Annotated in this window: 21 protein-coding genes; 7 read left to right on the top strand and 14 right to left on the bottom strand. The window is 46.8% G+C overall.

The genetic code is table 11. The annotated features are described in order from the left end of the window. The first annotated feature begins 188 nt into the window (after positions 1-188). Both NDI34_RS16345 and NDI34_RS16340 read left to right on the top strand, forming a co-directional pair. Complete coding sequence (locus NDI34_RS16345) at positions 189-1,745, top strand: iron uptake porin (protein WP_347276910.1); 1,557 nt, start codon at positions 189-191, stop codon at positions 1,743-1,745. A gap of 485 nt (positions 1,746-2,230) precedes the next feature. After that, positions 2,231-2,569 (top strand): hypothetical protein, encoded by a 339-nt coding sequence (locus NDI34_RS16340; RefSeq protein WP_190413031.1) that lies wholly within the window; start codon positions 2,231-2,233, stop codon positions 2,567-2,569. A gap of 95 nt (positions 2,570-2,664) precedes the next feature. Here the strand turns inward: NDI34_RS16340 and tsaB are convergent, their stop codons facing one another. The 3 genes from tsaB to NDI34_RS16325 form a co-directional block, all read right to left on the bottom strand. Next, the gene (gene tsaB, locus NDI34_RS16335) at positions 2,665-3,363 is read right to left on the bottom strand and encodes a tRNA (adenosine(37)-N6)-threonylcarbamoyltransferase complex dimerization subunit type 1 TsaB (protein WP_348233186.1); all 699 of its coding nucleotides are present in this window, start codon (positions 3,361-3,363) and stop codon (positions 2,665-2,667) included. Positions 3,364-3,441: 78 nt separating this feature from the next. Next, a complete protein-coding gene (locus tag NDI34_RS16330; protein WP_348233179.1) occupies positions 3,442-4,140 on the bottom strand; it encodes a hypothetical protein in 699 nt (232 codons plus the stop codon). After that, positions 4,133-4,690, bottom strand: a complete 558-nt coding sequence (locus tag NDI34_RS16325) for an Npun_F5560 family protein (RefSeq protein WP_190413034.1) — start codon at positions 4,688-4,690, stop codon at positions 4,133-4,135. Before NDI34_RS16325 ends, NDI34_RS16330 begins: the two co-directional genes overlap by 8 nt. A gap of 290 nt (positions 4,691-4,980) precedes the next feature. Here NDI34_RS16325 and NDI34_RS16320 point away from each other — a divergent pair, with 290 nt between their 5' ends. Further along, positions 4,981-6,420 (top strand): phosphoglucomutase/phosphomannomutase family protein, encoded by a 1,440-nt coding sequence (locus NDI34_RS16320; RefSeq protein WP_190536642.1) that lies wholly within the window; start codon positions 4,981-4,983, stop codon positions 6,418-6,420. Between the two features lie 74 nt (positions 6,421-6,494). Then, entirely contained in the window at positions 6,495-6,761 is a 267-nt protein-coding gene (locus NDI34_RS16315; RefSeq protein WP_348233178.1) for a LapA family protein, read from the top strand. Between the two features lie 36 nt (positions 6,762-6,797). Here NDI34_RS16315 and NDI34_RS16310 read toward each other — a convergent pair whose 3' ends face one another. The 4 genes from NDI34_RS16310 to NDI34_RS16295 all read right to left on the bottom strand — a co-directional run bounded on the left by NDI34_RS16310 (position 6,798) and on the right by NDI34_RS16295 (position 12,767). Beyond that, entirely contained in the window at positions 6,798-7,370 is a 573-nt protein-coding gene (locus NDI34_RS16310) for a thermonuclease family protein (protein ID WP_348233177.1), read from the bottom strand. 163 nt (positions 7,371-7,533) lie between these two features. Beyond that, the gene (locus tag NDI34_RS16305) at positions 7,534-8,451 is read right to left on the bottom strand and encodes a DUF4351 domain-containing protein (RefSeq protein WP_348233176.1); all 918 of its coding nucleotides are present in this window, start codon (positions 8,449-8,451) and stop codon (positions 7,534-7,536) included. Positions 8,452-8,476: 25 nt separating this feature from the next. After that, the gene (locus NDI34_RS16300; RefSeq protein WP_348233175.1) at positions 8,477-11,638 is read right to left on the bottom strand and encodes a DNA polymerase I; all 3,162 of its coding nucleotides are present in this window, start codon (positions 11,636-11,638) and stop codon (positions 8,477-8,479) included. A gap of 283 nt (positions 11,639-11,921) precedes the next feature. Beyond that, positions 11,922-12,767 (bottom strand): DUF4114 domain-containing protein, encoded by an 846-nt coding sequence (locus NDI34_RS16295; RefSeq protein WP_190413039.1) that lies wholly within the window; start codon positions 12,765-12,767, stop codon positions 11,922-11,924. A 937-nt stretch (positions 12,768-13,704) separates the two neighbouring features. Between NDI34_RS16295 and NDI34_RS16290 the strand changes: the two genes are divergently transcribed. Together NDI34_RS16290 and NDI34_RS16285 are read left to right on the top strand one after the other, a co-directional pair. Continuing rightward, entirely contained in the window at positions 13,705-13,848 is a 144-nt protein-coding gene (locus tag NDI34_RS16290) for a hypothetical protein (protein ID WP_190413040.1), read from the top strand. A gap of 236 nt (positions 13,849-14,084) precedes the next feature. Beyond that, complete coding sequence (locus tag NDI34_RS16285) at positions 14,085-14,378, top strand: WGxxGxxG family protein (RefSeq protein WP_190536646.1); 294 nt, start codon at positions 14,085-14,087, stop codon at positions 14,376-14,378. Positions 14,379-14,671: 293 nt separating this feature from the next. Here the strand turns inward: NDI34_RS16285 and NDI34_RS16280 are convergent, their stop codons facing one another. From NDI34_RS16280 to NDI34_RS16260, 5 genes are all read right to left on the bottom strand, one after another. Next, positions 14,672-16,087, bottom strand: coding sequence for an IctB family putative bicarbonate transporter (locus NDI34_RS16280; protein WP_190525914.1), 1,416 nt, complete (start codon positions 16,085-16,087; stop codon positions 14,672-14,674). A 131-nt stretch (positions 16,088-16,218) separates the two neighbouring features. After that, entirely contained in the window at positions 16,219-17,823 is a 1,605-nt protein-coding gene (locus NDI34_RS16275; protein WP_190525912.1) for a GAF domain-containing sensor histidine kinase, read from the bottom strand. A 481-nt stretch (positions 17,824-18,304) separates the two neighbouring features. Beyond that, on the bottom strand, positions 18,305-19,027 hold the full coding sequence (locus NDI34_RS16270) for a GUN4 domain-containing protein (protein ID WP_348233174.1): 723 nt from the start codon (positions 19,025-19,027) through the stop codon (positions 18,305-18,307). Between the two features lie 113 nt (positions 19,028-19,140). Next, positions 19,141-19,635, bottom strand: coding sequence for an adenylyltransferase/cytidyltransferase family protein (locus NDI34_RS16265; RefSeq protein ID WP_348233173.1), 495 nt, complete (start codon positions 19,633-19,635; stop codon positions 19,141-19,143). A gap of 137 nt (positions 19,636-19,772) precedes the next feature. Next, positions 19,773-20,453, bottom strand: coding sequence for a response regulator transcription factor (locus tag NDI34_RS16260; protein WP_190413046.1), 681 nt, complete (start codon positions 20,451-20,453; stop codon positions 19,773-19,775). A 679-nt stretch (positions 20,454-21,132) separates the two neighbouring features. Here NDI34_RS16260 and NDI34_RS16255 point away from each other — a divergent pair. Next, positions 21,133-22,560: an NADP-dependent isocitrate dehydrogenase gene (locus NDI34_RS16255; RefSeq protein WP_348233172.1), complete on the top strand. Its 1,428-nt coding sequence runs from the start codon at positions 21,133-21,135 to the stop codon at positions 22,558-22,560. A 49-nt stretch (positions 22,561-22,609) separates the two neighbouring features. Here the strand turns inward: NDI34_RS16255 and NDI34_RS16250 are convergent, their stop codons facing one another. Then, a complete protein-coding gene (locus tag NDI34_RS16250) occupies positions 22,610-23,779 on the bottom strand; it encodes a hypothetical protein (protein WP_190987188.1) in 1,170 nt (389 codons plus the stop codon). A gap of 419 nt (positions 23,780-24,198) precedes the next feature. Next, on the bottom strand, positions 24,199-25,362 hold the full coding sequence (locus NDI34_RS16245; RefSeq protein WP_242034015.1) for an LptF/LptG family permease: 1,164 nt from the start codon (positions 25,360-25,362) through the stop codon (positions 24,199-24,201). Positions 25,363-25,412: the final 50 nt, after the last annotated feature.

Here is a 25,412-nt window from a genome sequence, read left to right as displayed (position 1 = left end):
TTTGTTCAAGTTTGAACTACGGGTTATTTAGCTGGATTTTAGTCAGTGGCTTTGTCTCTCAAACTGCTTATTCTGCGGATGTAGATAAAACTCCTCAAGGTAGCAAAGAAATTAGTACGTTTCTAAAGACAGATTCAGATTTACCAAATTTGGATAATCAGCCTGATAACAACACGACTTTGCAACAGGTGGAGGAACTAGAGGAGGAAAATGCAGAAGAGTCAGACGCTGCTGAAGCTTCGATGGAGCAAGTGACCAATGTTTCTCAGCTGACAGACGTGGAACCCACAGATTGGGCATATGAAGCACTGCGATCGCTTATCGAACGCTATGGCTGTATCGCGGGCTATCCGGACAGTACTTATCGTGGTAATCGTGCCCTAACGCGGTATGAATTTGCTGCCGGGTTAAATGCTTGTTTGGAGCAAATTACTAACCTGGTTCCGATAGCAACTGCTGATGGAATCAGACAAGAGGATTTGGCTACCTTACAGCGATTGCAATCAGAATTTGCAATCGAATTGGCCAGTCTTCGGGGTTCAGTGGGTAGCTTGGAAGCTCGGATTGCGGAAATAGAAGCAACCCAATTTTCTACAACCACTAAATTGAGCGGACTGACAATTGTTGGCGTTCAAGGGCGTAGCAACAATCGTGCCGATTTATTTCCTAGAGATGGGAAAAAAGAGACTGATGATCGGGGTACAAATATTAACGTAATTAATTTTAATCAGCTGTATCTAACTACCCAATTTGACGAACGTAGTTACCTGTTAGCAGGTCTCCAAGCGAGTCAAGGAACCACTGCACCTCGACTAACTAACGATGTCCTACTGAGCTATGAATTGTTTAATGATAACGATGTGATTTTGAGCGATCTAAACTACCGTTTCCTCCTCACCGACAAATTTGCTGTTCTCGTGGGGACAGAAGGAGTAAATATGGCTTACGCTTTCCGAGGCCCAAATCGTGTGGAAAGCGCTGCTACAGGTCCAATTTCTGCTTTTGCCCAAAGAAACCCAATTCTGAATATTGGCTTTGGTCGTGGCGGTATCGGTTTTGATTGGCAATTTGCTAAACGTGCCAGTTTGCAGGCGGTTTACTCAACGACTATTCCAGGATTTTTTCATAGCGATGGACGACCTGACGGGCACAATACCGCAGGTGTCCAACTAGCGCTTACCCCAACCGATCCGCTTGATATCACTTTGTATTATGTTAATGACTACTCTCCCAATGGTTCTTTGCTGACTGGGATTGGAGACGACCAGTTGAGTGCTATTAATCCACTGACTGGTAATTCAGCATCCCTGCAAACTAATGCCGTTGGTGCCACGATTAACTGGCGAATTACGCCGCGCATTTCGTTAGGTGGATGGGCTGGTTATACCAATTCCCACATTCCCGGAAGATCGGGAAATGTAGAAACAACTAACTATATGGTGTATCTCAATTTTCCCGATTTATTTGGACAAGGAAATTTGGGAGGAATTTATATTGGACAACCACCAAAAATTGTTAGCAGCGATTTGCCCGTAGGAAATAATATCCCTGACTTTTTCAATACGGGTTTGGGCAGAGAAGGAGGACAACCTGGAACGACCACTCATGTAGAAGCGTTCTATCGTTGGCAGGCAACGGACAACATTAGCATCACGCCAGGGGTAGTCTTTATTTTTGAACCGGGACATACACCCGCTAGCGACCCAATCGCTGTAGGTATATTACGGACTAGCTTCTCCTTCTAGGAAAATTTCCCTATCTACACTTGTCACATTCAGCAAAGTGCAACATCGCAGGAGTTCTTGGATGTCGCTCAGGATGATATTCTGATGCAAAATGCCAGTTTACACCTCATCAAACCTTTATTTAGCTACAAAAACTTTATCCAAATTTACCGTAATTTTACTAAGTCTACTTTTTTTTAATTTAATATTTTTTTAGTTTCAGTGTTATCTCGCTTGTAGATAGAAGAGTAGAAGCTATAAATTGACATAAGGTTCGGTTAAGGAATTATAGTGGCAACTACAAGAATCTCTAATTGTTATTTGTCGCTCTTTAATCAACATCAATAGAAATTGTAAATTTTGCTGTATTTGTCTACCCTGGAAAACATTTACGGCATAAAAACTTATAGGTTGATTTCAAAATTTTTATCTGTAATTGCAGATAGATACAGATTATTTTTGCTTTTGCAAAAGTTAATTATTTATTTGAAGGAGGTTGAGTCAAAGTGGCTAAATTTATTTTTTCTTTGCTAGTTTTTATTTTAACTCAAAGCTCTATTTTAATTGCGGCTAATTCTCAAGCCCAAACGGTTATTCCTTTAGAAACTAACATTGTTGATACTATCGACTCAAGCTCCTCTGAACAGACCGCAGAGTGGAATACAAGTGTTAAACCTGACGTTGGTAATACCGTCGTCAATTCTACCAATGCTGAGCAAGTTGTTGTTTCTGAAGCTGGAAATAAAGCTACTGATTCTAGCTCCCCTGTAGCGGACAGTACAGCCACTAATCAACGGATTCCCATGTCAAGCAGAATTTTTGATGTATCTTCTATGCGACAGTAGCGCCAAGGGGTGATACATCTCAATTTTTGAGATAGTGTCGAAGTTATTGTAGAGGTCGGCTGTTTGATATCTTTAAGCGATCGCATCCGCTTATTCTACCCAGATGTTTTCTCCTCAACGGGGTGTTGACCATAAAAGGGTAGCGCTTCTGACCAGTGGGGACGCTTCCCCTGTTGCCAATCTAGATAGGCTAGTTCTAGTAGACTCGAAACGGTTGCCCCTAGCCCAGCCCCAGCAGCGATATCAATTAGCTGATAGGGATGCCAACTGTCCAGCGTTTGTTGCCATACTGCCGGTGTCATCACGCTATCTGATAACATCTGAGCGAGTCCGGAACTGGATGGCAATACCTGATAAATGGCGGTAAATAATTGACCCCGTTGAGCTGGCAATTGGACAGCGATCGCATTACTGAGTGAAGATTCTTCACCGTTTCCGTTGCCTTGCTGTTTACTTTTACCGGCTTCTGACCAAGCCACAGATGCCAGTGTAGAGACGGAAAATAGGGGAATATCTAACTGTTGCGCCAGTGTCCGCGCTGTAACAACACCGATGCGAGTCCCTGTAAAGCTGCCTGGGCCTATTGCCACACAGATAAATTTCAAATCAGCCCAGATCTGCGGCTGAATAAACTCAGCCAGATGATGATGTAAATGAGTGGATAAATCGCGCCCTAAATCCCAAGTTTGGCAGCGCGAATCTCCAGAAAAGTTATTGAGTGCTAGACCTAGTTCAGGACTGCTGGTATGTAGTGCTAAGCCGTATTTTGTTGGATCGAGCTTCACGGAATTTATGCCCAGTTCAAGGGATCGATAGCCCAGATAGGGAAACCCGATAAATCGGAGTCCCTACAAGTGCCTAGCCGCGACTTCTTAGTCGTGAAAAGCGTTGATTTGGAGATCGTAAATTGCTTGACCCGTCAAGCAGTGCCAGTGACAGGTAAATAAATCTGGCTTTTGGACGTTAATGCTAGCGATCGCTGGTTCCCCTGGAAACGGCAAAAGTCGGTCAAAAAAAATCCCTTGCTCTTGAAAGCCGAACTGTAATAAATAAACAGCTGGTGGCGCTGATAAAAATTGCAGCAATCGATGCCCCAGTTGGTACAGTGGCTGACGCCAGATATCCGATAGATGCACCGGCTGACGATAACCTTTCAAAGTCGGTTCTAAGCGCCTACTTTCATCATCCTCAACCCTACCAATTACCTCGCCGTAGAGCGGCCCCTTTGCCGTAAGAACGATTGGCAACCAGAAATCACCGACACCCGTCGTCGATCCTAATTGCTCCACCAACTGGCGTAAACCAGTCACATCGCGGCAAGCCTGATAAAGGGATTGGGCTGGAAATTCCAAGCTTTCTGGCAAATTCAGAGTTAAAGGACACCAAAGAATTTCTGCTTGGTTTTGCAAGTCCGCCCAGACTGAGGCGATAAATCGCGTCTCTACAATTTGTATCGTTGTCGGTACTGGGGAATTGAGCGCGCTTTGCTTGAGGGCAGAAACAATTTCGGCTATTGTGGGCGATACCGGAAGTTCATCAGCAGCATCAACCACAATCAGAACTTTACGCATGACCAAAGGTTGGAATCGGGCTATTACGAACACCCGTACGCGGGAAACTGGGCAGATCGAGTCCGGTCGTCGTGCGGCGGGTTCTGACAGCTAGACGGTAGCTGACACTTTGCAACTCGGCATGGAGTTGACGGTTTTCCCGTTGCAGCATCGCCACTTTTTCTCGCACGGGTGCCATGCGTTCGGCAAATTTCTGGCGATAAATCTGTGGTAACTCCTGCACCACTTGCTCTAGCATCCGGCTGCGGTCGGTTAATTCCTGTACAGACTGCCGCAATTGATAAATCTCGGTGTCACGGGTTGTAATCTGTTCCTGGTAGAACGTTACCTGCTGCTCGACCTCTTGCAGTTGTTCTCGCAGCGCTCTCATCTGAGCCATGTGCCGCTCAGAAACTTCCGGTCTGGGCATAAAATTAGCATTGCCCTTAACCAGCCGGAATAGTTCTTGAGACAACTGCTGAACCAGTTGATCTCGCATCTGCAACTCTTCGCGCAGGCGAGTTGCGTCAGATTGAAGCGTTTGTAGGTTTGGCGTGTCTGTCTGGCTCACAATGGCTTACGACTCCTTTGAGATGATTTTCCTAATGGCAGGCGCGAGGCGAGAGCGGATTGCTCATATTGCTTTTGCAGCTAATTTACCATTTGCAACGGCAATTAACACCTGATTGCTACCCTTGTTTGCAATTAAGGGTTGGGTCTATCGTATCCTCAGATTCAGCTAGATTTTCTGCCGGTGCGAACAAATCGTTCAGTTTATACAAACCATTTGTCATCCGGCAGCGAGATTGAAGCGATAGGCGTCTTGTAGTATTTAGGTGGAATCAAGAGGAAGTGGTTAAGATGAGCGCAGCCAGCAGTTCAAACAAGATCAAATTTGGTACCGATGGATGGCGGGGGATTATCGCCGATGACTTTACCTTCGCCAATGTGTGTAAAGTTACGCGGGCGATCGCGAGTTATCTCGAAAACGCCTATTCCAAAGACCGTCCCGTCTTAGTAGCTTACGATACCCGTTTTTTAGCCGACCAATTCGCCCGGACTGCCGCCGAAGTTTTGGCAGACGCTGGGTGGACGGTGAAAATTGTCGATCGAGATTGCCCGACGCCAGTTATTGCTTACAACGCTAAGCTTCTCAACTCTGCTGGGGCACTGATGTTCACCGCCAGTCATAACCCAGCTCCCTATTGCGGCATCAAATACATCCCCGATTACGCTGGTCCGGCTACACCGGAAATTACGGATACAATTGTAGCAAATATTGAAGACGCTACGGATGAGCCGCCGAGTGGCAACAATGCCAACAAGATTTCTACCTTTGATCCCAAGCCAGATTATCTCCAGTTTATTTACACCCTGCTGGATGTAGAGCGAATTAAGAGCGCAGGGCTAAAGGTGAAGTACGACGCCCTCTACTCCACTTCTCGTGGCTACCTGGATACTGTTTTGGAGCGCTGTGGTTGCGATACAGAGGCATTCCACACCTATCGCGATGTTCTCTTTGGCGGTGGAATGCCAGAACCGAAGGGAGAGGAATTGATTGGACTCGTCGAAGCGGTGAAAAAAGACGGGGCAGATTTAGGTTTGGCGACGGATGGAGATAGCGATCGCTTCGGCATTGTTGACGAACAAGGAAACGTGCTGACACCAAACACGGTGCTGCTGCTGCTGGCGCGTCACTTAGTCAAAAACAAAGGCAAAACTGGTGCAATTGTCCGCACCGTTGCCACCACCCACCTGCTGGATAACCTCGCTGCTAAGTACGGCTTGGAAATCTACGAAACAGCAGTAGGCTTTAAATACATCGGCGAGAAAATGCGCGAGACGCAGGTATTGATCGGCGGCGAAGAATCGGGCGGATTGAGCATTATCGGACATATTCCCGAAAAAGACGGTATTTTAGCCGATATGCTGGTGGCAGAAGCGATCGCTTACGAAGGTAAGCCTTTAAGCCAGCTAGTAGAAGAAGTAATCGCAGAAGCCGATGGCCCTCTGTACAACAAACGTCTCGATTTGCACTTAAATGACGCCCACAAAGCCGCTGTCATCGATGATTTCACTAAAAATCCCCCAGCAGAAGTGGCAGGAATTAAAGTGAAAGAAGTAGGGCGCAAAGACGGGATTAAACTCTACTTAGAAGAAGGCAGTTGGATACTCCTGCGTCCTTCCGGAACAGAACCGCTAATGCGGGTTTATCTGGAAACGAATACTCCAGAAAAAATGACTCAAATTGCCCAGCAAATGGAACAAACCATTAACAAACTGGAACCCGTCACAGTCTAAATGATCGGTAGGAGCAAGGGCATTGCTCTTGCTCCTACTTGGTAGCAGGAACTTACTCAGTCGCCATTATCAATATGAAAGCCCTTACCAACCTGCTTACCTCGCTGATTTTAGCTAGTTCCGTCGCAGCGATCGCTCTGTTGTCCATTCAAAACATCACGCCGGTATCGGTGAAATTTCTAACTTTCCAGTCGATCCGGATGCCAGTAGGCGTCGTGCTAGCGTTTAGTGCTGGCGCGGGGGCGATTGGGAGTGCAATCGTGCCCATTGTTTGGGGATCGCCTTCCAGTAATCAGTTTCAATCAGAAGATGCCAGTGAGTATGCTGACGAAGACTTTTGATGGTTATTGTCCATTGCAATTAACTATCAGCCTTTGCTACTTACTCTCACTGCGATACTCCCACGGCGGCAGAAATTTGGAGTCACGCCAAATGCCGCGCCGAGTCTTTTTCGCCTCAGCTTCTGCTTGCTCAACGATAGCAGCGCTAGGGCAATCTTTTAGATATTGACGATACACCAGTACCAGTCCCTCTTTTGCCAACACTTCCTGAACAAAAGTGCCATCAGGCAGGCGCACCTCGCTAACTTTACGCCCATACCTATCAGTATCAGTCACAGTTAAGCGAACGCGATCGCCTCCTTGTTGTACCAATTCTTGCAATCGTTGTTGGGTTTTAATTCCCCACTTAAATTGGTTTTGATCTGCTGCTTTTTTGCTTGCCTTTTCCTTGCTGGAATGCGGAACTTCCGGAGCATCCACACAAGCAAAGCGCACGTTAATATTTTTCCCACTGCGATCCGTCACGGCGAGAGTATCCCCATCGCTGACTCGTTTAACCGAGTAAGTGGGTGGACCAAAAATGGCTTCACACCCCACCAAGCCAAGGATAAGAATAACTGCACCAGTCCAGATGAGAGAGTTTTGGATGAGTTTGCGAGTGCCGGTCATTATAAATATTTACTACAAAGGAAAAGTCCATCTGGACAGACGTTTCCATTGTCCAATAGTTTCGGACGCTTGTTACGGGCTTTTCGTAGTGGGAGTCGTGAAGGGAGATGCGATCGCGCTTCTAATCGACGCTTAGTTTAACACGCATTTATTGCCAGTCACTTTACTCAGTTGCAAACTGGTGTAACCAATCCTCCAAATCTGCCGCCGATGAAAAATCCAAAAGCGCTTCTGCTAAATCCTCTAACTGAGTCTGAGATAGCTGCTGAATGCGCTGTTGTAACTCAGGGGCAACTGCGCCAATTCGCCGAGGCAATAGGCGCATAACCAGTGACAGTGCCTCTTGTTGCTTTCCCTGTTCAATACCTTCTTCCATCCAGCTAGTGACAATTCGCATAATGACCTCCTGCTCAGTTGGCTCCATCCTAGCAATGTCAGCTCTTAAAAGCCTTTCCTGTTCTGTACTTAAGCGCAGGTAAGTGTCAATAAATCCAGAAATTAATTGCATCTTGGCGGGATCTAGCCTCAAAGTAGCCAAAAGACGCAAACATTCAAATTTTACGCGGCGGCGATCGCTTGGCTCTATATTCATTTTCGCCATTAGGGCACTAGCAACTGGATTGGGTTGCTGCACAAAATCCCGCCAATTAAGCTGATTTAGCTGAATGACATCATAGTTGAACTGCAAAACGACTTTATTGGGAAAAGCCACCTGATAAACGTTCGGTTCTGGAGTTTTGGGACTGTTATAAGAAAACACCACCACAGGATACACAGGCAGATCGAATTTTTCAGACAAGCGGGAGAAATAGCGGAACATCCGCCTGCCAAAGTCAGTTTGATGTTGAGCTTGGTTTTCTACATGAATTAGAAAAAAAGATTCCTGAGCTCGAAATTCAGCCTTGACGATTAAATCAGCTTCATAACGCTCGCCAGCAGTAACATCTGTAAAGACTTCTTTGTCTAAAAACTCTATGGAGTCGCGTTCTAGATAAGTTGCTACTTCTGGCAAAAATAACTCTATGAACTCCCCAAAAAAGGTTGTGAGGAGTTCCTTAAATAAGCGGTCATGGTCAATCATCCGCGTTTGTTGAAGTTACGATTTTTTACTTCGTTTCCATCCAATTCTGCCCTGCACGCACATCAACGACTAATGGCACACTCAAAGAAACCGCATTTTCCATTGTGGAACGAATTTTAAGCTGTAATTCTTCCCATTCAGAGGGAGGAACTTCAAGCACTAATTCATCGTGAACTTGCAATAGCAAACGCGCCTGATAATTCTGCAAAACTTTGTGCAGTTTATCCATTGCAATCTTGATGATATCGGCGCTAGAACCTTGGATGGGAGCATTAGCGGCGGCGCGTAGCGAACCGGCGTCAGCTTGTCCCAAATTACGGAGTTTGTCAAGGTTAATTTCATCGGGATTGCTACCTTGGAGCTTGCGGAGACTGCCGCCCTCAAAGTTAAAGTAACGGCGGCGTCCTAGAATAGTCTCGACATAACCGTGAGCGATCGCTTCCCGCTTCACCCGCTCCAAATATTCAAAAACCTTACGGTAGCGCTCATTAAACCGATCGATAAACAATCTGCCTTCGGTTGCCTTCACCCCAGCTTCCCGCGCAAATCGCTGCGCTCCCATCCCGTAGATCACGCCGAAGTTGATAATTTTCCCCAATCGGCGCTCCTCAGATGTCACTGTATCCTTCTCTAACAACAGCCGAGCGGTGACGCTGTGAATATCCTCATTTTGCTGGTATGCCTCAATTAGCACCGGCTCTTGGCTCAAGTGAGCCAAAATCCGCAACTCAATTTGCGAATAGTCCGCAGCAACCAGTAACCAACCCGGTTCCGGCAAAAATGCTCTGCGAATCCGCCGACTAAACTCCGTGCCGATGGGAATATTCTGTAAATTTGGGTTAGAAGAAGACAGACGCCCAGTATCAGTAAACGTCTGATTGAAATCAGTATGCACCCGTTGAGTATCGGCACGCACCAACTTTGGTAATGGTTCCACATAGGTAGAGTAAAGCTTGTGTAGGGTGCGGTACTCTAAAAGAGCATCAATAATTGGATGATCTCCTTGCAACTTTTCCAAAACGGAGACATCGGTGGAGTAAAGCCCTGTCGGAGTTTTGCGAGACTTTTTTTTGTCCAGAGCGAGTATCTCAAACAGTAATTCACTCAACTGAGCAGGTGAGTTCAAATTTAAAATAGCACTGGGTTCGATATCGTAAACCTTTTGCCTAATCGCCGCTAAATCCGTTTCCTTGCTTTGTGCGGTTTTTTTGAGATAAGCCTTAAAAATAGCACTGGCTACGGAGTCGTATTTTTTCTGCTTAACCGCCTCTAAATCTGGTTCCAACTGCGTCAAGAGTTTTTCGAGATATGCATTGAAGACATTACGAGGTATGGAGTTATAAGCTTTCTGCTTAATCGCCTCTAACTCAGGTTCCATCTGTTGCGAGAGTTCTTTGAGATACCCCACATCGATGCGGATGCCCACATATTCCATCTGTGCTAAAACTGGCTCTAAAGGTTGTTCTACTTCCCGTAACAGCTGGTGAAGAGCGGGGACTTCCTCTAATTTTTCTCGTAGCTTTGACACCAACTGGAATGTGGCATAGACCTGCATTCCGCAGTAGTAGGCTGCACTCTGAATATCCAGATCGGCAATCGTTTTGCCTTTCGGCTCCACATCCGTATAATTGCTGATACTTAGCTCCAGATGCCGCAGGGCTAAGTCGCTGAGGTTGCGCTTGATTTTGTTATCTGGATTCAGGACGTAACTGGCAAGCATCGTGTCAAACACCACCCCAGCCAAGCTAATTCCCTGACAGCGCAACACCAGCCGGTCAAACTTGGCGTTCTGCAACGATTTGGGATAGTCAGCACTTTCCAGAATTGGACGCAACGCTTCTAAGACAGCCGTTTTATCCAGATTTTCACCACTTTTGTGACCCGTGGGAATATAAGCAACTTCAGATGGATCGATTCCCCAGCAGCAGCCAATCCCCACCAGTTGGGCATCTCGTGGCTCTAGGGCATCCGTTTCCGTATCCCACGCTACTGGTTTGTCAGGGTCGGTGCAACTTTGCAGCTGCTTTATCAGTTCTGTCAGTTTTTCTGGAGTATCAATAATTTGGGCGCTAATCTGATTCGCAGCATTTGTGTCTGCCTTGCTAGCCGCTTCGGTATCAGCGGCACTGAAAAACCAGAGGTCGCCATCATCAAAACTGATTTCTTCAAGTTCTTCTTTAGATTCAACGGGTTTAGCTTCCTCTGCCACACCGCCAAATGCCTGCTGCAACTGCTTAATTCGGCTTAGATAAGTCCTAAACTCTAACTTTTCTAGCAGCGGTTCTAGCTCGGCGTTATCAAATCCCTTCAGCGGGCAGTCTTCTAAACTAACGTCTAGAGGGACATCAAGAACGATCCTTGCCAAGTGCTGGGAACGGTATGCCTCTTCTTTCCCGGCTTCCAGCTTCTGTTTGACTGCTCCTTTAATCTCATCCAATGAGGCATAAATCCCATCCAGGGAGCCGTATTCTGTAAGCAACTTCACGGCTGTTTTGTCGCCAATTCCCTTGACACCGGGGATATTGTCGGAGGCGTCGCCACACAAAGCTTTGTAATCGACAACCTGCTCTGGTGTAATGCCCTTTAGTTTCTCTTTAACTTCCTCTGGCCCAAATTCTACTGGTCCTGTATTGCTGCCACGTTGCCAGAAGGTTTGACCGAGATAAAGAACGCTAATTTCCTTTGCAGTGTCAACCAGTTGAAATAAATCTCTGTCACCCGTAACAATCTTCACCCGATACCCGGCAGCACTCGCCTTTTGTGACAGCGTTCCCAAGACATCATCTGCCTCATACCCCGGTGCCGTCACAATTGGCAGATTGAAGGCATCTAAAAGGTCGTGAAGATTTTTCAGGTCGATGATAAAGTCTTCTGGCGTCTCAGCGCGGTCAGCTTTATAGGTATCGTCGGCTTCGTGGCGGAAAGTGGGTAGGCCGAGGTCGAATGCGATCGCCATCGCCTGAGGTTGCTGGGATGCTATTACTTCCAGTAACGACTTGAGGAAGCCAAAACAAACACTGGTAGGAATCCCAGTCTTTGTTTTTAAGCCTCCATCCCGCCCTTTAGCAAAGGCAAAGTAGGCGCGGAAGGCTAACGAGTGACCATCCACCAGGATAAAGACAGGCCGCATATCAGATGAGCTAGCAGCGGAGTGAGAGGGGTTGGAGGCAGAGGTAGATTGAGACATAGCCTTATTTTAGCTAGCGCCAGAGAGCAGATATTCTTTACAATGCCTCAGATTGTTCGCTTCAGGCGAACAATCTGTTAGATATCTCATCCCACAGCTCAGCCTGAATGATTTTAACTACCCCTAGGGGAAATATCCTATCTATGCGCTGCTTCACTGGCTAAGCTTACAGCGAAGCAGCTGCTACATAAGCTTCCAATAAAAAAGCCCGCAGGGTGCAGGCTAGAAACAGGGGTTATTGACTAATTGAACTTGCAAAGATTATCAGCGATAGGCCAGGGGATTAGCCATTGATTTGGCTGTTGCGGCGGCGACGCAGGCCAAACATCCCTAACGTACTTGCAGCTACCAGTGCCAACGTTGCAGATGGTTCAGGTACGCTTTGCAGACTTTGGTTGCCGATATCGACGATGAAAACTGTGTCGTTGAAATCCCGGTCAGAGGCTGGAGTCACGCCAGTCTCGCTTCCATCTCCGTACAAATCTTCAAAACCGATCACCAGGTAACGGGAGTTAAAGAGATATCCTCTGGCGTGCTGTAGCCCATCAGGGTTAGGAGCATTAAAAGCAGAATTGTAAATGCCGTAGGAGTTGCTGGTGCCGTATAAGCTATTGGCGTTCAACTGGAAATTCAGGGTTGTACCTTTACTGAAGTTGCCTAAGTTGACCCAATCTCCTTGCTTTAGATTAGTAAAGCTAGTTTGGTTTTCCCTAATACTTTCTGTGCTGTTGAGTTCCCAGAAAGCCATTCCATCTTTGACAATGTCGCCGTTACTGTCAAGTGCTTGATAACCTAGCTGATTGTTATAATCCGCCCCTTCATTGACGAAGTAAGCACGAACATCAGTATCGTTTTGCAACGTTAATTTGCTTAAATCAAATGATTTACCGCCTAAAAGGCTCAAGTCTGGAAATGCGTATTTTTCTTGAGACTTATTGATCTGCGTGTTTAAGCTATCGATAAGCGTGCTGATGTTTGAAAAATCATCAGATTGGCTCAATGCATTCTTTGTGGGTGCAGTATTTACAGAACCCCAGTTAATCTCAGCCGATGCCGGTGCAGTTGCAGAGATGACGCCGGTCAGGGCAGCAGCAGCGGCGAGCAGACTAGTAATTAGTTTGATTTTCATTTGAGTACCTCTACCAAGGCGATGAACGACTTCACCCCATCCAACCGGCAAATACATCCAAAATAATTGAGTTTATTTTTACTTTAGAAGCCCGGTGCAGACGTGTGTTTTCTTTTCCTTGTTTATTAATAACTGAAATCATAATTCTTTGTCTACAGCTTTTCTAATTCTTTTTGGCTTCTTCATAGTATTGAATATTTACGTAAAACCCTTAAATACACTTACAAAGCTACTAATTAGTTTTGAATTTAAAGCAGTATTTTCCTCAAGCTCAAAACTTTTTCTTTGAAGCACATCGGTAAATATTCTGAAAGCTTTTCAGGGATTTTGCGGATAGCGCTTTTTATTTGACAGCGCTATGCATAAAAATTCAGTATTCTCAAGAATGGGGAAATTTCCAGAGTCAGGTTAAAACACGAGCGGGAACTGGTAATACGCACAATGCTGACAGCCTACGCAGATTACGTAACCGTGAGTTCGGGATAAAGAACAGCCATAACAGATAGGCCGAAACTGCTGAATTCTCCATCCATCTGCTTGTCCCATGCTCAGATAAAAAGAAAAGTTCTACGGTGTCGATAACTGGTTCTAAAGGTTTGAAAACCCTGTCTGCAGCCACAATTGCTTCGCTGATAGGCTGCAACACCGTAAACGAGAACGTTTACGGTGTTGCGGAAGCGGTCGATGATTGAGACACTGATTGACCAGTTGAAGTTGACCAGTTGAAGAACATTTCTCGGAGCGAGCATTCTCATCACCTCAGGGAGACACCCTGATGGGTGCCATTATCTCTGGAGAAAAGTAAATCCTGCCAACTTCTATCTCCTTGAGATGAAGAGGGCAGAAGTTGTGAGAGCTTTTATCAAACAGAGTTCAGACGGTACGGGGACTTTAGAACCCTTGTCTTGCAGGTTTAGTCTCTTTAGAAGAGAATTCCATGCGCCTTTTTGCAGAAATGGGCTGCTCCCTCACCGCAGTCGGGCAACTTTCTGGTCAACCTGGTGTGCGGATTGATTGCAAGAGCCACCAAACCAAGCAGCCCTCTATCACCATTGACTACCATTTACTACCTGCTGCTTAAGCCAAACTCACATGAATTCGCAAGCTTATTATTGATCCCCAGTCTTAAAAAGTTAAATTTGGTTTATACCCTGAAAATTACCTAATTATAAAGAGGGAGGAAATGGTGGAAAGAAGAGACATTTTCTATCTCTATAGTTAGAGTTTAGAAGTTTTTAATTTATAGCTGTAGATTGATTCTGATTTGGAGGGAAATCTATAAGTTTGTGAGTGAAGAGCGGACAAGGAGCTTTATTTATGAAACGATCTGATTTATCAAAATTTATTGGAGCTGGCGTTCTCTCCTTAAGTATGGCGGTTCTGCCTTTGACTGTGCCTGCTTCTGCTCAAACGAATACTGATACAAATACAACTACAAACACCGATGCTCGCCAAGACGTTAGAACCGTTGAAAGCGATCGCAATTTTGATTGGGGCTGGTTGGGCTTGCTGGGACTGCTTGGTTTAGCAGGCTTAGCGGGTCGCAAGCATGAAGAACCAACCCGTTACCGCGATCCAGATCCAGTAAGTCGTACCGGCTACAGAGAGTAAAAAAACGGGTGGCTTATAGGAAAATTAACGGCACTAAAAAAGGCAAAAGGCAAAAGAAAGAAGAGGAAATCTTTCCTTTGCCTTTTTGCTTTTGAAATTTTCTAAACTTGTTTGGATTCTAGATAAATCAAAAGTCACAGTCTTTAGTCTTTAGCCATGAGTACAACTCCATCCACTCTAGGAGTCCTGTTTGGACAAGAGTTTGTGAGTCCTTGTTTTTTCGCTCGCCTTTGGACGGAGTAGGTGCCGAAAAAAGTCTAAAAACTAATGAATAATCAAACAGGGAAATCGGATTAACTGTGTTCCGTTAGTGTGTGGGGAGTGCGATCGCTACTCGGTGAGAAAGTGTAATAACTAGCAATCAACGCCACCATCATCCACCAAAGCGTATTTACTTCCGGTCTATACCAGACTGTATCTACCAAACCATGTCCTAATAGACCAAATATCGTGGCAATCGCCGCTATCAGCCAAAAGCCCTCACGCCTGCCCAGTTGCCGCAAACGATTTAGCTGTAGCCATCCTTGGTTAAAGGTGACAATCAGCAACCACATAAAGCAGCAAAAACCAATTAAGCCAGTTTCTACAGCCAATTCCAGGAAAACGGAATAAGCACTTAAGGCAGTATAGCGGGGGCGCTGATAAAGGGGATAAACTTTGTTAAAAGCCTCGTTGCCAGGGCCTATCCCTAAAATCGGGCGATCGCGGATCATCTCAATCACCGCTTCCCAAACGTTGACCCGGAAATTGTTACTGCTATCCTTGCGACTTGCAAAAATACTAAAAACGCGATCGCGCACTGGTTCCACAAATAGGATCGCCACCGCTAGCACTAGCGCCAAACTTCCTAACAGAATCGGCAGCGACCAAGTCCGCCAGAAAGGTGGCAGATGTTCGCCGATCCAGTAAAGCAGCATCAGCGAAAATACTAAAAGCAAAAATATAAAGCCAATCCAGCCGCCGCGACTGAACGTGAGAATCAAACACGCAGTATTAACGGAAAACATCGTCAGCGCTAGCGCTTTACGACTCCACCCGCGCCAAGCAAAAATAGCAGCCAGCGAGAAAGCGATCGCAGGCAAAAGATAAGCAGCGAGTAAATTGGGATTACCTAAATAGCTATAAACTCGCGTCGTTTTAGATAGAGGAGACGTTGGATCTGTCCAAGTTGCCAGTGCCGCCGCCCCAAAAAACCATTGTCGCAGCCCGTAGACACTAACAATCAGCGCAATGTGGAGATAGACCGCGATCAGGATAGAACGCAGGCGGGGCGATCGCAGCACTCGCGCCATGAGCGCAAAAAATAGCAAATACAGCGTTAGCTTGCCCCAGCCCTTCAAAGCAGCTATCTTCACTGGCGACAGAGCCGTTGCTACAGTGGCAATGCCCCAGTACAGTAACACCAACCAGTGAATTGGAGTAACTTTAGGCGCTTCGCCCGGTACATAACCCGCCTCATCTGACAGAGTCAGCAGTATCCAAAAGCCAGCACCGGCAGCTAACAACACGCCAACCAGGGCCGTTGTCACGAAAGGAGCCAACGCAAACACTAAAGCCACAAACAAGGCTCCCAACGGCTCAGCCCACTGCACGCAGACGCTACTCTGCCGCCAGCTTCGCAAGCTACCGACCAACCGATGCAAATAGCTTGCACTTTGCCACTGATACAGCGGCAAACTGGACAAGGTAAATTGTTGCCAAACACTCATGTGATAGGTCAGGGGGGAAGTGATTATGGGTGATTGGTATTGATCACATTAGTCATTGGTCAATGAACAATTAGCCATTCCCTATGACGATTACCAATTACCCAAGTACATAGTTTATAGTCTCTAGTCCGTCAATCATCACCAATTGTTTCCACCGCATCCACCTGTGGCAAGCTGACTACATAGCGATATCCCGCTTCTGGAGAGCCTTGAACAGAAATGTGCCCACCATGAATTTCTGCCAATAAACAGCTCAGCAACAACCCCAAACTTTCACGAGAACCATTGCCGACTGATAAATGGGACAGCCCTTCTGAGACGGCAGAATCAGCGGCACGAGAGTCATTCAGCAACAATTGATTCATTGATGTGAGGGACGGCACGGAGTACGGCTCTTGAATGTAAGCAACACTGGCTTCTGAGAGAGCTGGTTCTAAGTGATGATTTGGCGACATATCGGACTGGGCATAAAACTCAATCTGCGGTAGACCATCTCCTAGCCAGGGATGAGAAACCCACACCGCAATGTTCAGCTTTTCGATTTTGCGAGAGACATGAATGCGAACCACACCTCCTGCACTCCCTGAGTTAATTAGATTAAAAATCAGGTAGTAAAGAATTTGCCGCACTTTATCCTTGTCAAGCAACCAGATGCGCTTTCCAGGCTCTACAGATAGACGAATCTGTTGCTGCCGCCCAGACGCAATCTGTTGCAGGTTATTAATCGCCTGTTGACACAGCATTTCGATGTCCACAGAGGTGAAATCGAGTTTTTGGCTAACCTCATCCAACCCTCCCAGAGACAAAATTTCATCAACTAGCGACACTAAGTGCTGACCGCTGTTGTGGATAATCTCCAGGTATTCCTTCTGCTTGGTCGTTAATGGCCCATAAACTTCGCGTCCCAAAACACTTGCCATCCCCATAATTGAAGTCAACGGAGTCCGCAGTTCCTGTGACAGCTGGGATAGCAGTTTGACTTTAACGGAGCTAGTTGCAGAGGGGCTAGGGGTTGAACGGGTCAGGGACAACACTTCACCCGCATTGCTGCCCATACTGCTGTTGTTCGAGGCGGCATTGTATCCCAGGTCTTTACCCGTTTCTGGTTGCCCGTTAGGTGACGGTTTGGCAAACCAATAGCTGGAGTTGGTACGCTCTAAAGACCCCAATTGTCGCGTTTCTAAAAACAGACGGTTTCTCTCAAATTCACTCAGACTCCAGCGAGCCATAAGTTCCAAAAAGTCAATATCTTTGCTAGTAAAGTTACGAGGCACTAAGTCCATCACTGCCAGGGTGCCCAGGCAGATTCCACTAGATGATAGCAGCGGTGTCCCTAGATAGGCACGGATGCCGTAGTGCTGCACAAGAGCAGTTTCAGCAAACGCTCGATTTGTTAGCGTATCGCCAGCAATCAAAACTTGATGACTATCGACCACATAAGTACACAAAGATTGATGGCGTGGGAGCTGCCGGGACGTGGCGAGATCGTTCATCAACCCTAATCGTGATAAACCCACAGCTGCTTTGATCCGCTGCTTGTCTTGAGCCATTAAACTTAAAATGCAAATCGGCGCTTCCAAAAATCGGGCTGCTGTTTGAGTAGCTTCCTCGAACACTGGAACCATCTCTGCTTCAAGTAGACCCAATTCTCCCAAAGCAGCGAACCTTTGTTGTTCTCGTACTGCCGGTGTCAAACCATCCAAACGACAAAAAAGTCTGCTTTCTGGGGCTGCCATTACCATCCCTACTCCCATACGCTTTGCTTGTATGACTTAATTTAATATCCCGCTACACTTAGCGTTCCCGAAGAAGGCCTCTAACAAACACGTTGAGCAGAGAGTTTTGCTTTTCGGTTAAAAAGGACTAAGGGTAAATGACACTGATTTAAGCAAAATTGACTTCTATCCTAGGTTGAACGACAAGAATAGCGGGGGTTCTCCCGCCCTGGCGACGTGGTGTTTGAGGTCGCGCAGGCGCGTTCATGCCGTAAGGCTTTAGCCTTCAAGGGAGGAGAAAGCAACAAAAATCAAGGGAGGCGTTGAGTTTAGCACTCGGCTCAACCCAGCCGACAAGTCTTCAGTGACGGTGATTCGATTGAGGAGCCAGGATGAAAAACAAGAGTGAAAAGTAGAGTCATTTCTGCTGGCAAGAGGCTTTCTTGCTTCATTCACTCATCACTCTTGTTTGCTGAGTCTTGAGTCCTGAGCCTTGAAGTTTTCAACTTGACCAGGCGGGATGAGATAACAAGGCGGCAATCACCCGGACACCCCGCAGCTGATTTGACAGAGGCAGATGACCCCTAGGGGCACTGAGATCCCAGGTAAACTCGTTGGGATATCGAGTCCAGTTGTTGCCGCTCTTCCAGCCAATTTTGGGCCAGAACTTTAAGAAGTCTTTGCCGAGACTCAGCCAGATTTCCCGTTGCACGGAAAAACCGAATTTGCCCTCCGAGTGTAGGAACCACAGGCTATTGATGGTTTGTAAATCAGGAATGGGGAAGTTTTCTACCTCTGTAAAGTACAACCATTTTCTCTGTACAGCCTGAGCACCTGCCAATTCACACAGCTTTTGCAAGGTTAGGCGGTCAGCGGCAAGAAAGTCTTGTTGCAAGAGCAGGTGTTGCAGGGAACTGTAGTCGATGCCGCGTTCTGAGTGTAAGGGGATAATGCCGGAAGGGAAATGGGTTTGAAGAAATTCGGTTGCAGCTGGCAAATTGGCGTTGTAGAGGGTCTGGTAGGCTTTAGCTGTAACTAAATTGGTAGGAGTTGACTGATTGTTACGTAAAAATTCCATCAGTACCTCCAAACCGGTATTACCCGCTTTTAGAAGTTCTGGGAGGAGTTGTAGTTGCGTTTTTTCAGAACCCGACTCAAACTTGCAGCGTAGGTCGGTAAGGTCTTGGCTGGTGTATGGTAGGTCGGCAGTCGTTTGGTCTGTCATGAAGCAAGTCATTTCAGGTTGCTGTTAGTTATTAGTCATTAGTCATTAGTCTCTAGTCTTTAGTCTGTAGCCAATGACTAATGACCAATGACTAATGACTTTTGACAAATGCGCTAATCATTTGAGTGCAGGATGCGGTCAATCATCGCTGTGGTCGAGGTGGAAATTTCCACTTTGACCAATTCAATCTGACCTCCGTATGCCTGAACGGCAGGTGTTTCAGGCAGGGTTTCCAAGCTGTAGTCGCCTCCTTTGACATAGATATCGGGCTTGAGTGTTTCAATTAAGCCAGTGGCTGTCAATGAGTCGAAGATTACCACTCCATCCACGGGCTTAAGGGCGGCGAGAACTTCAGCCCGCTGCTGCTCAGGCACGATAGGTCGGGGAGGCAATCCCTGCTGATGGGGCTTGATTGCACGAACGGACTGATCACTATTTAACCCCACGACGAGCGATCGCCCCAAGGACTTTGCTACTTGTAAATATCGAACATGACCTGTATGGAGTAAATCAAAGCACCCGTTAGTAAACACTAGCGGTCGCCATCGGCTAGGATCTGCCGCGATCGCTTGACTTAACTCATTTAGTGTATAAACGCTTGAAATCATGGGTAATGAGAGTTTTGAGCGATGAGTTTTGAGTTTTGACTTATCAGAAAATTTTTTAATTTAAAATTCAGAGGCGATCGACTCTTGTCTCTACAACTTAAAAATTGATTACCAATTACCCATGACTGCTTCATCTCTCACGGATCTTCATGGGTGGGAGGTCGGTATCCGTGTTCAAAGGCAAATCGAACTAGTTGAGAGCGATTCTCTAGTTCCAGCTTACTGAGGATGTTACTAAGATGGGTCTGAACGGTGCGCGGACTGATAAACAAGCGATCGCTAATTTGTTTATTGGTAAATCCCTGAATCACCTCCCAAAAAACTCTTTGCTCTGCGGGTGTTAACGGAAGTGGCTCGCAGGTGGCAGAACCCAACGCTCCGATTGCTGTCGCTGCGGTGGAACTGGTTGCCATCTGCTGCATCAACCGTACCATTTCCGCATGGATGCGGCGCGATCGCTCTAGCTGAGCTTCAATTTTTGCGACTAATTCCCTGGGATCGAAGGGTTTAGTCAGATAATCATCTGCCCCAATCGTATGACCTTGAATTCGGTCTTCTAGCTCTCCTTTACCTGACAAAAAGATAAACGGTACCAATTGCCCAATAGGAGTTGTTCGCAGGCGTCGGCAGAATTCCAAACCGTCCATTTCCGGCATCATCACATCGCTAACCACCAAATCCGGTGGAGCTTGTTCAAAAGCGCTTAGTGCCTCCATACCAGAACTTACATCCTGAACCAGATACCCCTGGTTTTGCAGGTAGCGTGTCAAGACAGTTCGCAGGGTTCTATCATCATCAACGAGCAAAATTTTTTTCATCGTTACTCTAGAAGAGCGCCTTTCAGGGGCCATATCAGCCTAGGTCTGCAAACTGAATTCATCCCGCTTTGATGTAAGTTGAGGTTTTTGTGAAAAGGGCAGAGGCGGCTTGTGCAGCATATCTCTTTTTTATATCAGCTTGACGTTATCTGGCAGCGTCAAGAGTTTCTCAGCCAGTATTGATGAGATTGAAGGACTCAAAACCAGCGATCGCCCTCAGTCTACTTTATTATCAGCCTAAAGGATCAGCATAAAGGCTGATGACAGAATGCGCTTAAGATTATTAAAAAATTAGCCGTTCGACCCATTCTCGTAGGGCCTCTTGGCTAAATAGATGCCAAAGTTTTGATTTGAAGCACGAATTCCTTCATGCCAGTACCACTTCTAGAGACTACCATTAGGTCTATAATCCTTTTTTGCGCTCCTCGGTGCCTGGTTTAAACTTCTGCAACGATCCCTGAGTAGAAACGCGATTAATCTCGTCTCCACTATCCAAAATCCAAAATGAGATAACAGCCTCCTAGCACCCCTGCTTCAGCTTGGATGATTTGCGAACATCATGGCACTCAAACCGCCCAAACTGCAAAAAAGCTTAACCGAAACTTTTGCGAATCAGCCGATTTGGTAGTCTTCCTGTCAAAATATTGTCTGGCTAGACTAGATCCAACAAAAGTGCAATATGTACGAAAAAATCACTCCTCCTGACATGGGCGAACGTATCATCTTCAAAGATGGCGAACCCGTTGTTCCAGACAACCCGATCGTTCCTTTCATTCGCGGAGACGGCACGGGGATCGACCTCTGGCCCGCCGCCCAGAAGGTCTTTGATGCCGCTGTCCAAGCGGCTTATGGTGGTAAGCGACAAATCAGCTGGTTCAAAATCTACGCTGGGGATGAAGCCTGCGAGAAGTACGGCACCTACCAATATTTGCCCCAAGATACCCTAGATGCAATTAAAGAATACGGTATTGCCATCAAAGGGCCCCTAACAACCCCGATTGGGGGCGGCATCCGGTCGCTGAATGTGGCACTGCGTCAGATTTTTGACCTTTACTCCTGTGTCCGCCCCTGCAAGTATTACCCAGGCACCCCCTCTCCCCACAAAAGCCCAGAGAAACTCGATGTCATCATCTATCGAGAGAACACAGAAGACATCTACCTGGGAATTGAGTGGCGTCAAGGCAGCGAAATTGCTAACAAGTTGATTGACATACTCAATAATGAGCTAATTCCAGCCACGCCAGAACACGGCAAAAAGCAAATTCCCCTAGACTCTGGAATTGGCATCAAGCCAATTAGTAAGACGGGTTCCCAGCGCCTAGTGCGCCGTGCGATCAAGAATGCCCTGCGGCTACCCAAGCAGAAACAGATGGTGACGCTGGTGCATAAAGGAAACATCATGAAGTATACTGAAGGCGCTTTCCGGGACTGGGGTTACGAAGTAGCGATCGCTGAGTTTCGCGCTGAGTGCGTTACAGAACGAGAATCATGGATTCTGGACAACAAAGCCCGTAATCCAGAGATTACCTTGGAAGAAAACGCCCGTCAGATTGAGCCTGGGTACGACGCCTTGACGGCAGAGAAAAAAGCCCAAATCACCCGTGAAGTGGAAGATGTTCTCAATGCCATCTGGGAAACCCACGGCAACGGTCAGTGGAAAGACAAGGTGATGGTGAACGATCGAATTGCTGACAGCATTTTCCAACAGATTCAGACTCGACCGGATGAATATTCCATCCTCGCTACGATGAACCTGAATGGTGATTATTTGTCAGATGCAGCGGCAGCGATTGTCGGTGGCCTGGGGATGGGGCCAGGAGCCAATATTGGGGATCGATGCGCCATCTTTGAAGCGACTCACGGCACCGCACCGAAGCACGCTGGACTCGATCGGGTAAACCCCGGGTCGGTCATTTTGTCAGGCGTGATGATGTTGGAATTTATGGGCTGGCAGGAGGCAGCTGACTTGATTAAGCATGGCCTCGGTCAGGCGATCTCTAACGGCGAAGTCACCTATGATTTGGCTCGACTCATGGAACCGCCGGTGGAGCCTCTGAAATGCTCGGAATTTGCCTCCGCCATCATCAAATACTTCCAAAGTAATTAGTAAATAGCGATTAGCAATTAGCGAGCAACCCACAGCTAATTGCTAACAGCTATGGATTTGAGAAAGTATTAATCTGACCCCCACCAATGTAGCGTCCTGGAACGCGACGAGGAGCTGTAAAGTTAGGCTGGTTCAACTGACCCGGTTGCGATCCGGAATTACCAAGATTGGAGCCAAAACCAGAGTTGCTGTTGAACCCGCTTCTTTGAGTGTTCGCTCCCGATGGGTACTGCCCATAATTACTGGTCGTTATCGGTGCCACTGGCGGTGCTATCTGTGGTGTTACGGGGACAGCAGGTGCTACAACGGGAGGAACCGCCTGGGGTTGGGTTAAATAGGTGTAAGAATTCGGGGCGGAAGAACCCTGAGTAGCGTTGCTAGTCGTGGGTAAGGGAGTGCTATAGCCTGTAGTGTTCGCTAGGGCACTTGCTGGCGGTGGTGCCATTTGCCCAGTGGATGTGGAATTGGGAAGCGTTTGTTGAGACGTATTTCCCGATGGCGATGCGTTTACTGCTTGGTTTGCCGAAGTTTGATTCAACGCTTGTTGCAGGGAGTTGACTGGCAGGACGTTTTGGTTCTGGTTAGTTAAATTGGGCACGCCAAAGCCCAGATTCGGAGTGGAGGTTGCTGTTGTAGTAGAATTTACCGCCTGTTGGTTCGTGGGTGTCAATCCCAAAAATGCCCCTGTATTGGGCTGGGGGCCAACATTTAATCCAGTATTTAATAAATCTTGTGCTGATGTCAGAAATGGATTGTTCGAGTTTTGCGGAGCTTTGGGGATTCCTGCGATCGCTTGAGGCTGCGCGGTCGATTCTGTATTAGAAGCAGTCGCCGGGTTGCGAGTCAGTTGCTCAAATAAACCTTCTTGCTGGGTGGGATCTTGAGCTTTTTCCTTTCCCTTCTTGCCAGCGCCTTGATTAGTGCCGCGATTAAATTCCTGCATGAGCGCGGGCAAGTTATCGATATCAGCGCCAATCACACTGCTTTCTTGAGAAAGGTTTGGGTCATCCGAGGGATTCTCTGCGGAATCAACTTGCCCACTCTCCGTTTCTCCATCTAAAAGGCTGTTAAGCCATTCTGGGTGTACCCAGTACTCCCATACCCCTATCACCATCATCACCAGTGCGATCGCCGATCCCCAAAACGCAGGGCGTGCGAATGTCCGTAACCGTGCTTTGAGATAGCGGATGGAGGCAGGGACTTGTTTGGAGGATGACATAAGCTGTAGTGCAGCTCGACTTGCACAAGGGATTGTAAGTCGATTTTATACGCTATTGCCTTGAACAGGAACTGTCTTAATATACAGTTTGTTAAAAGATTTCTTTCATTTTTGTAAAATTTTAGCCAAGCTTTTAGTTTACTAAAGTTTAAATTTAGGAAGTTAGAAAGGTTGCGATCTCTCAACGAGCATTAATTACTAGAAACCGAAAAACACTCACTGAGGGGCAGGGAACAGATATGCCTCTACCAAGAACGGGTGGGTTTATAGATATGCTTAGGCCATGTGCAACTTTTTCTCTCCCCAATGAATTAGGGAGAGAAAAACAGTAATTTGCACAGTGCGTTATGCTTCGCTATCGCTCAATATCTTGAGCGAGAACCGTCCCTACACGACTGACGATGACACTACCTTAAAGTTTAGCGGGCAGCTCGAAGCAGGAACCACGCCCCTGCTCCCAATCCAAACAGATTCGGTAACCAAGCAGCAATTACGGGAGAGAGGAAGTTACTTAGTCCCAGAGCATCACCAACGGACATTAACAAATAGTAAGCAAAAATGACGATCACGCTAATCCCAAAACCCGTCGCTTTACTGGTGCGAGTCGGTCTATTGGCTAAAGCGGCACCCACAATACCAAAAACGACACAAGCAAACGGTAAAGCTATTTTTTGGTGAATGCGGATCAGAAGCTTGCGAATTTTTTGTTGATTGCCACTGAGGCGTTCTAATTTCAGACGTTCTCTGGCTTGTGCAAGATTCATTTCGCCGTAGTCGCGCCCAGAATTTGCCAAATCCAAGGCGGTACGAGGCAGCTGCAACTGTTGGTGTTCAAACTTCAAAATATTGCGGTAGGAAGCATCGGGAGAGATTAAATAAATCGTGCCTTTGAAAAAATCCCAGGTGTTTTGTCCTGGATTCCAAGCAGCAGATTGCGAAGTAACAATTTGATTGAGACCCTCCTGAGACCAATCTAAAATCGTCAATCCTTCCATCTTTTGACCGTCAAACTTTTCTGCATAGAACAGGCGTTTTAACACTTGTTCTCTGTTGCCATTGGGTAGCTTAACTTTCGTATATTCTGGATAAAAAATATTGCGTTCTTGGAAAGATGGCTTTTCTTTATTTAGAGCTTTATCTAGACTAACTTTGGCTTGATAGTTCGCCGCGGGTACTACATACTCATTAAACGTAAAGGCGATGCCGGTCACAACAAAACTCAGGACGATCGCTGGTAGCACCAATCGATAAATACTCACCCCGCAGCTACGCAGGGCAACCAACTCACTGTCAGCGGAGAGACGACTATAGGTTAATAAGGCAGCCAGTAGCACTGAGGCAGGAAAGGCATACGCCATAAACTGTGGCAGACTTAACAGCAGGACTTTCAATACGAGCGATGCGGGTAGACCTACATCCACAGTCCTTCTCATCAGGTCAAATAAACTGCCAATCGTTACCCCGATGGAAGAAAAGAATCCCATGCCAAATAGGAAAGGCGCGACCAGCTCGGTGCCAATATAGCGATCCATCACCGAGACTGTCGAAATCAGGGGGGAGAGCGGATTGAAAGATTTGGTCATTGGTCAAGGATCGATGGGTAGGTAACGGGTAATGGGTAATGGGTAATGGG

This window comes from Trichocoleus sp. DQ-U1 (genome assembly GCF_039961925.1).
Classification (GTDB): Bacteria; Cyanobacteriota; Cyanobacteriia; order Cyanobacteriales; family FACHB-T130; genus FACHB-T130.
The sequence above is the reverse complement of the archived record's forward strand: the minus strand, read 5'-3'. Positions and strand labels throughout refer to the sequence as shown.

Coding starts and splice junctions, on each gene's coding strand:
- NDI34_RS16260 (WP_190413046.1), bottom strand. CDS start 20,453: ATGAAAAAAATTTTGCTCGTTGATGATGATAGAACCCTGCGAACTGTC.
- NDI34_RS16300 (WP_348233175.1), bottom strand. CDS start 11,638: ATGTCTCAATCTACCTCTGCCTCCAACCCCTCTCACTCCGCTGCTAGC.
- NDI34_RS16295 (WP_190413039.1), bottom strand. CDS start 12,767: ATGAAAATCAAACTAATTACTAGTCTGCTCGCCGCTGCTGCTGCCCTG.
- NDI34_RS16310 (WP_348233177.1), bottom strand. CDS start 7,370: ATGACCGGCACTCGCAAACTCATCCAAAACTCTCTCATCTGGACTGGT.
- NDI34_RS16270 (WP_348233174.1), bottom strand. CDS start 19,027: ATGACAGACCAAACGACTGCCGACCTACCATACACCAGCCAAGACCTT.
- NDI34_RS16255 (WP_348233172.1), top strand. CDS start 21,133: ATGTACGAAAAAATCACTCCTCCTGACATGGGCGAACGTATCATCTTC.
- NDI34_RS16245 (WP_242034015.1), bottom strand. CDS start 25,362: ATGACCAAATCTTTCAATCCGCTCTCCCCCCTGATTTCGACAGTCTCG.
- NDI34_RS16330 (WP_348233179.1), bottom strand. CDS start 4,140: ATGCGTAAAGTTCTGATTGTGGTTGATGCTGCTGATGAACTTCCGGTA.
- NDI34_RS16305 (WP_348233176.1), bottom strand. CDS start 8,451: ATGATTGACCATGACCGCTTATTTAAGGAACTCCTCACAACCTTTTTT.
- NDI34_RS16280 (WP_190525914.1), bottom strand. CDS start 16,087: ATGAGTGTTTGGCAACAATTTACCTTGTCCAGTTTGCCGCTGTATCAG.
- NDI34_RS16315 (WP_348233178.1), top strand. CDS start 6,495: ATGAAAGCCCTTACCAACCTGCTTACCTCGCTGATTTTAGCTAGTTCC.
- NDI34_RS16275 (WP_190525912.1), bottom strand. CDS start 17,823: ATGGCAGCCCCAGAAAGCAGACTTTTTTGTCGTTTGGATGGTTTGACA.
- NDI34_RS16290 (WP_190413040.1), top strand. CDS start 13,705: ATGCGCCTTTTTGCAGAAATGGGCTGCTCCCTCACCGCAGTCGGGCAA.
- NDI34_RS16265 (WP_348233173.1), bottom strand. CDS start 19,635: ATGATTTCAAGCGTTTATACACTAAATGAGTTAAGTCAAGCGATCGCG.
- NDI34_RS16285 (WP_190536646.1), top strand. CDS start 14,085: ATGAAACGATCTGATTTATCAAAATTTATTGGAGCTGGCGTTCTCTCC.
- NDI34_RS16250 (WP_190987188.1), bottom strand. CDS start 23,779: ATGTCATCCTCCAAACAAGTCCCTGCCTCCATCCGCTATCTCAAAGCA.
- NDI34_RS16320 (WP_190536642.1), top strand. CDS start 4,981: ATGAGCGCAGCCAGCAGTTCAAACAAGATCAAATTTGGTACCGATGGA.